The 5,699-nt window shown below is 39.7% G+C and carries 9 protein-coding genes; 2 read left to right on the top strand and 7 right to left on the bottom strand.

Annotated features, from left to right (window positions below; all coding sequences use genetic code 11):
• Positions 1 to 35: 35 nt before the first annotated feature.
• Positions 36 to 323 carry a virulence associated protein VapD gene (locus Q0174_RS05515; RefSeq protein WP_298042166.1) on the top strand — a complete coding sequence of 96 codons (288 nt, stop codon included), beginning with the start codon at positions 36 to 38 and terminating at the stop codon, positions 321 to 323.
• Between the two features lie 16 nt (positions 324 to 339).
• Here the strand turns inward: Q0174_RS05515 and Q0174_RS05510 are convergent, their stop codons facing one another.
• From Q0174_RS05510 to Q0174_RS05500, 3 genes are read right to left on the bottom strand one after another with little or no spacing between them, the layout of a single operon-like run.
• The gene (locus Q0174_RS05510; protein ID WP_298042163.1) at positions 340 to 1,971 is read right to left on the bottom strand and encodes a hypothetical protein; all 1,632 of its coding nucleotides are present in this window, start codon (positions 1,969 to 1,971) and stop codon (positions 340 to 342) included.
• Positions 1,946 to 2,356 (bottom strand): hypothetical protein, encoded by a 411-nt coding sequence (locus Q0174_RS05505; RefSeq protein WP_298042162.1) that lies wholly within the window; start codon positions 2,354 to 2,356, stop codon positions 1,946 to 1,948. The genes Q0174_RS05510 and Q0174_RS05505 overlap by 26 nt, the downstream gene beginning before the upstream one ends.
• Positions 2,349 to 2,546: a hypothetical protein gene (locus Q0174_RS05500; protein ID WP_298042159.1), complete on the bottom strand. Its 198-nt coding sequence runs from the start codon at positions 2,544 to 2,546 to the stop codon at positions 2,349 to 2,351. The genes Q0174_RS05505 and Q0174_RS05500 overlap by 8 nt, the downstream gene beginning before the upstream one ends.
• A 233-nt stretch (positions 2,547 to 2,779) precedes the next feature.
• Between Q0174_RS05500 and Q0174_RS05495 the strand changes: the two genes are divergently transcribed.
• Positions 2,780 to 3,253, top strand: a complete 474-nt coding sequence (locus tag Q0174_RS05495) for a sel1 repeat family protein (RefSeq protein ID WP_298042157.1) — start codon at positions 2,780 to 2,782, stop codon at positions 3,251 to 3,253.
• Positions 3,254 to 3,271: 18 nt separating this feature from the next.
• Here Q0174_RS05495 and Q0174_RS05490 read toward each other — a convergent pair whose 3' ends face one another.
• The 4 genes from Q0174_RS05490 to Q0174_RS05475 form a co-directional block, all read right to left on the bottom strand.
• Positions 3,272 to 3,781, bottom strand: coding sequence for a hypothetical protein (locus Q0174_RS05490; RefSeq protein ID WP_298042154.1), 510 nt, complete (start codon positions 3,779 to 3,781; stop codon positions 3,272 to 3,274).
• Positions 3,782 to 4,856: 1,075 nt separating this feature from the next.
• On the bottom strand, positions 4,857 to 5,138 hold the full coding sequence (locus Q0174_RS05485) for a type II toxin-antitoxin system RelE/ParE family toxin (RefSeq protein WP_298042153.1): 282 nt from the start codon (positions 5,136 to 5,138) through the stop codon (positions 4,857 to 4,859).
• Positions 5,132 to 5,395, bottom strand: coding sequence for a hypothetical protein (locus tag Q0174_RS05480; RefSeq protein ID WP_298042151.1), 264 nt, complete (start codon positions 5,393 to 5,395; stop codon positions 5,132 to 5,134). The genes Q0174_RS05485 and Q0174_RS05480 overlap by 7 nt, the downstream gene beginning before the upstream one ends.
• Before the next feature lie 25 nt (positions 5,396 to 5,420).
• Positions 5,421 to 5,684: a hypothetical protein gene (locus Q0174_RS05475; protein WP_298042149.1), complete on the bottom strand. Its 264-nt coding sequence runs from the start codon at positions 5,682 to 5,684 to the stop codon at positions 5,421 to 5,423.
• Positions 5,685 to 5,699: the final 15 nt, after the last annotated feature.

The following is a 5,699-nucleotide window of genomic DNA, read 5'->3' as shown; positions in this document are numbered from 1 at the left end:
GATATGATATAATTCATTAAAAAACGGAGCGAAAAATGTATGCTATAGCTTTTGATTTAAAGATCGATGACTTAAAAAAGACTTACGGGGAGCCTTATAACCGTGCATATGACGAAATAAGGCAGGAATTGGAAGCTCTGGGGTTTGAGTGGACTCAAGGTAGCGTTTACATGAGTGTAGCTAAGGAAAATACGTTGACGACGGTTTATAGGGCTATAAACCGCTTATCGGCAATCGATTGGTTTAAAAAATCAGTGCGAGATATACGCGCTTTTAAGGTCGAGGACTGGTCGGACTTTACCGACATCGTCAAGGGAAACTAGGTAAAAAGGCTAAAATTTATCTGCTCAGCCCCATACCGCTACCGCTACGTTTGCGCTTTTCTCGGTCTTGCTCCTCTTTTTGCTCGAGAATCAGTCGTTTTGCATGCTCGATAAGGTTGCCAATAGTTGATTTAGCTCGCTGGAATAGTTGTTCAACTGCTCTTCTTGCGTCTTGATATAGTTCTCGTATCGCGTCATCTCTTTTTCTAATAGCTCGATATTCTGTCCATTGCTTTGTATTTTCTTCGTCAAGTCGTCTATAACGCTCTCGTATTCGTTCTTGATGTTCTGCAGCAGCTCGTTGATTTCTTTTTCGTCTGTCGCTTTCCAGTCGTTTAGCCTCATCGCTAGATCGTTGCTGTAGTCTCGCTCTTGTTTCAACTCTAGGAGCAATTGCTTGACTTGCTGCGTCAATCTCTCGTTTTCTGTTATCAATTCCTCTTCTAATACCGTCATCATCGCTTAATCCTCGATCGTCTTGATGTGTATGTAAGCCATATTGCCATCCGTTTGCACTTTCTCTTTGGGTATTTCGAGGAAATAATTGGTCGCTTTTTTGCTCTTGGTTCTCTCGACGTATCTCATTTCCTGCGGAATTTGCCACTGCGTCGCCGGGTTTATTTTGTTCCAGGTTATCCATATGCCCGAGCCTGCTCCGATCAGCGCGAATAATATTGCCGTTAGAGCTAAGGTCGTCCATTTGTAGGCGTTGGTCTGCTTGGCTGAGTGTTCTATCTTTCTGAATGTCGATTCTGCTTTTTGCTCGATGCTTTCTAGTTTTGAGTTCAAATTCTCCGATATTGTATTCATCTCGCTTTGATACAAGTTCGTTAATTTGGTCTCGGTATTGTTGAATTTCTGATTGAATATCTCGGTTATGATATTGATGTATTCTTCGGATTGTTTCTGCGCCGCGCTCTTCAAGCTCTCTAGCGTCTTTGAAATCTGCATAAATTCCCCCTTGAAGTCTATTTTTTTTGGTGCTGCCCGGCAGGATCACAGTGATCGAGTTTTTGGTCTCCCGGCTGATTTGTATATTTTCATTGCGTAGCAGTTCTAGCATTTGAGCCCTGCTTTTGATTATTCCAGCTTCTACTAGCTCGTGTAAGGTTTTATCCAAAGCTTCAACGTTTGCGTAGTTTTTAATGTCTTTTTTGCTTGCGCTTATAGTATTTTTTCTGCCAGGATCGTCAGGATCGCTAAAGCCGTATTCGAGATTTACGGCTTTTTTCCAAAGATCGATCCTGGTAAGGTCGGGTTTTGAGTAGAAAAACGGATTAAAGCTCGTTCCCGTGACTAGGTCTATTTTTGGGATGATGAAATTTAGCTCCAGCCTACCGCCTTTGTCTTCGTGCTGCACCCACAAGATATTTACGCGCTCTTTCATAAAGTCGCCTAGTAGCGTGCGTTCAAAGTCGGCCATTATCTCTAGCTTAGTTTGTTCTGATATCCTTGCGGCGCTTTCTTGAAAGCTTAAAACTCCGAAGCATACCTTTTGTTTTTTTGAAATTTGGCTTATTATAGCCCTGGTTTGAGCCTCGTCGCCCTTTAAAATTTTTGCCGTACCCTGCTGTACTCTTTCGTTCAGAACGTAATTAACGCTACCTATACCGCCGCCGCTTTTACTGGGTAGAAATTTGACTATCATCGTTTTTTGCTTTTTGCTCGTCTTGATGTTTGCCGTTTAGAAGCTCATAGATGCCCCTTAGAGCCTCAAACGACCTTGAGATAATACTTAACCCTACTCTGTCAAGACTTTCGCCCTTGTTGAGCCTCGTAGCGATTTGATTGAGGTTATTACCTTGGCGCGATAACTCAAGGATTAGCTCTTTTGTGAGCGGCGTTTTTGTAAGAGATCGCGATAGCATCGAATTTACAGCGTATTTGGTAAAATTTACTCCCCCGCCATCGTCCATTTTTTCTTGAATTTTACTCCACTCCTCCGGCGTAAGACGCATTATTTTTGTGATAGTTCTGGTTTTCCCAGCTCTTTTTTTGCTTTTTGGAAAGCTTTTGTTCTGATCGTCAGTCATTACTCCTGCCTCTAATCCAACTTAAAATTTCGCTTAAAAACCATAAAGGTATGATAACTCCCAGCAAACAGGCTAATAGAAAAAAGACTGAAGAGAAGATCAGCCAGCCTAGCATAAAGACGATACCTAGCGCTACAACGTATATGCAGCAAATTAAAATTTTATTTTCTACGGATGAGTTATCGATCAAATTAAAACCTCTCAATTGCTACGGCGCGAGCTGCCTAAGGGGGTTAAGGGGGATTTGCCCCCTTACGAGCACCGCCCGTATATACGCAATGCTTTCGCATTGCGTATATACGGGCGGTATGCTCGCCCTATAAAATATTTAACTATTTTTTAGAATTATAGCGTAAAAAGTCGGGGTTGTAAATAGGTGGGATGTTTGATATAATAAAAGCTCATCTCATCAAAAGGAAAACAATGAAAAAAATCGTTTTAGCTGTGGTCGTTGCCGGGCTATGCTCTTTAAATTTGGCCGGAGCAGATGAGGATATAGCTAAATTTGAAGCTGGATGTAATGCTAGTATAGCGACGGACTGCACGCGAGCCGGAGCATATTATTCAGATAAAAGCAGCCGAAGTAAAAATACCGACAAGCAAGCAAGAGAAATATCGGTAAAATTCTTGGATAAAGCCTGTGAATTAAAAGACGGTAACGGTTGTTTAATTTTGGCGGCTACTTATGAAGCGATATTTGGCGACAATAAAAAGGCTAAATTTTATATTGAAAAATCATGCGATTTGGATTACGGAAGCGGCTGCGAAATGCTTGGGTTGCGGTATGAAAATGGAACCTACGGCTTTGAAGTAGATAAAAAGAAAGCAAAATATTTTTATAAAAAAGCTTGCAAACTAGGCGCCAAATGGAGCTGCAAGTATGAGCAAGCGCTTTAAAGCGCTTGCATTACCGGATTAAAATCCGTTAAATTTTAGCTCGATATAGCTCTTTTCTCGATTGAGAATCTGGATTAGCACCGCATTGCCTAAAAAGCTTTTTCTGATCATGGCTCTTTCTCTAAGCAAAGTATCGCTGGCTTGAATAAGAATTTTCCCTGCATCTTTTACGTCTTGGTTAAAGAGGACAAAATCTATAAGAGCCGCTATACAATCCGCCGGTGAAAATTTACCGTTAATAGATATACTGTCTAGCACTACCTTGGCTAGCTCTTGAATTATCATGGTTACACTGGTGATCCTGGCCGTAGTAATGATCTGATACGCCATCTGGTTTACTACGTCGATGATCTCTTGGGTTACGTCGGTATATTTGTATCTATCGACGTTGTATCCTAGCTCGCGGCTATTATAAAATGCTTTTAGAAAAGCAAAAGCCATTGCTTGCTGTTGTTCAAAGCTATATTTATTTGGAATATAAGGCTGTGGCGCACTTGCTGCTTGTTGACTATTAGCTATATTGTTCATTTTTTTATCCTTTTTTTATTCTTTATGATTTGTTTGGTTTATAGTGTTGGTATTGCTATGTCCAACGCTAAATAAAGCGCTGCAACCCGCGAGGATCACTGAAAGCGCGACTAAAAATGCTATAATTGTTTTTTTCACTTAACAACTCCTTTTGTTTATTGTAATTCGGACAAAGGGGGTTTATTCACTCAAACAATTTTTACGTAATTCGAAATTTAAGGGCATAATACGCCCTAGCCTGAAATCTCTTGTTTAAAAAACATTGATAAATATCACGTTTTAAAAACGCCTGTAAAATGTTACTATTTTGTTGATTTTTTGCTCTTTGTCCGCCACTGGCGGCTTATGAGCTGCTTGAATGTATTAAGTAGCCTTAAATCCGAATTACAGGGGGAATTATAGCAGAGGACGGCTTAAAAATTCATATAAATCTGCTTAGATTTTCTTGAATTTTAGTATAGTAAAAAATAATAACTCTTATTATTTATAATAATGCTAGTATTTAATATATATTAATATTTAATCCTATTGCCTTGCTCTTCCCACTCCTTAGCTATTTTTTTGATTTGAGCTAGGTTGTCTTGAGCGGTTTGCCACTGATCTAGATCGAGCTGATTTTTCTTTTCGCTCTTGGCCGTAAAGATCAGAGCGTTGTAAATTCCACCTATTAGGCCGCGCAGCAAAGTCTTTTTTGCCCATGATCGCGAATATTACGTCTTTTCCGCTATAAGCCGTATAATAGGGCCTATCTTTTGATGCTCAAATAGTAAAAAATCCAAAGAACCCGACTGTAGACATGGTGGAGATAGAAAATCCGTTTAAAAAGAAACCTTCTAAGCAAGATCCGGACCTTGATCGATAGCTAAATGCTAATGAAAATGTTTGTTTTCAATAGTAAAAGAGAGAAAAGCCCTGATTTAGGGCTTTTGAAAGGGGTATTTTTTAGTTTAAGGTTTATGGGCGGCAAGACCCGGTAAAGCTTAAAGAGCGAAATGCCCTATTTTACGGGGTTTGGGGTTTAAGGTTTCTAATGGCCGCCGTCTTTCTATGAAGATCGATCTTTATCAAAGCCATTTTAGGAGAAGCGCGTCAAATTTTGCTTATAGATCCCTAATACTTCTATCGCATTATCACTTATTGAAAAAGTAACGGTGTAGCCTTTAAAAATTAAATCTCTTATGTTTTCTCGGTTGATAGTCTTGTTTTTGCGGTAGGAGTAAGGCATATCCGGGATTTTTATGATCTGGGCTTTTAAATTTTGTATAAAAGTATCTGCCCTTGATTTACTATCTCTAGCGATATAATCGGCGATTTCGCCTAATTCGTCCAAAAACTCGCCAGTGTATTTAATTACCACTGATAGCCCCGTTTGGCTAGCTGCTGCGAGAATTCTTTCTCTGAATAAAATTTGAGTTCACCATTATCAAGTTTTTCAACGGTGCGTTTTAGTTTTGCAGCATCCGCCTGGTTTATCTCGCCGCTAAGTGCCTCGATCATATCGCCATCAAGTTCTATTACGTTGATTTTTTCGCCAAATAGCTGCTTCATAGCGTTGATAATATCGCTAGTCAGCGTAAAGCCGTCTTTAGCTTGAAGCATAACTGCATTTGTCATTTCTTACTCCTTGTATTTACCGTCATTATATCGCACCGTTTTTAATGGCTGCCATTTTTTCTCTGATGATCGATCTTAGATATTGGGTTCTATTTGTTCTGGTTATATGTCCCATTTCGTCTAAAAAATCCAGCTCTTCACTAGACAAAAACATTGTCGTTCTTTTGTCGGCAGGATTGGCACTTTTGGGTCTGCCACCAGTTTTTTTTATCTCTTGTTTTCCGTCTTGTTCTTGAAAGCTTGCTGTGCTTAGTTCGTTTAGCTCTATCTCTGTAAGATCTAAATTCAATTTTGCCATTATTTA

This window comes from uncultured Campylobacter sp., from assembly GCF_937996225.1.
Lineage (GTDB): Bacteria > Campylobacterota > Campylobacteria > Campylobacterales > Campylobacteraceae > Campylobacter_B.
This window is presented reverse-complemented; position numbering and strand designations above follow the sequence as displayed.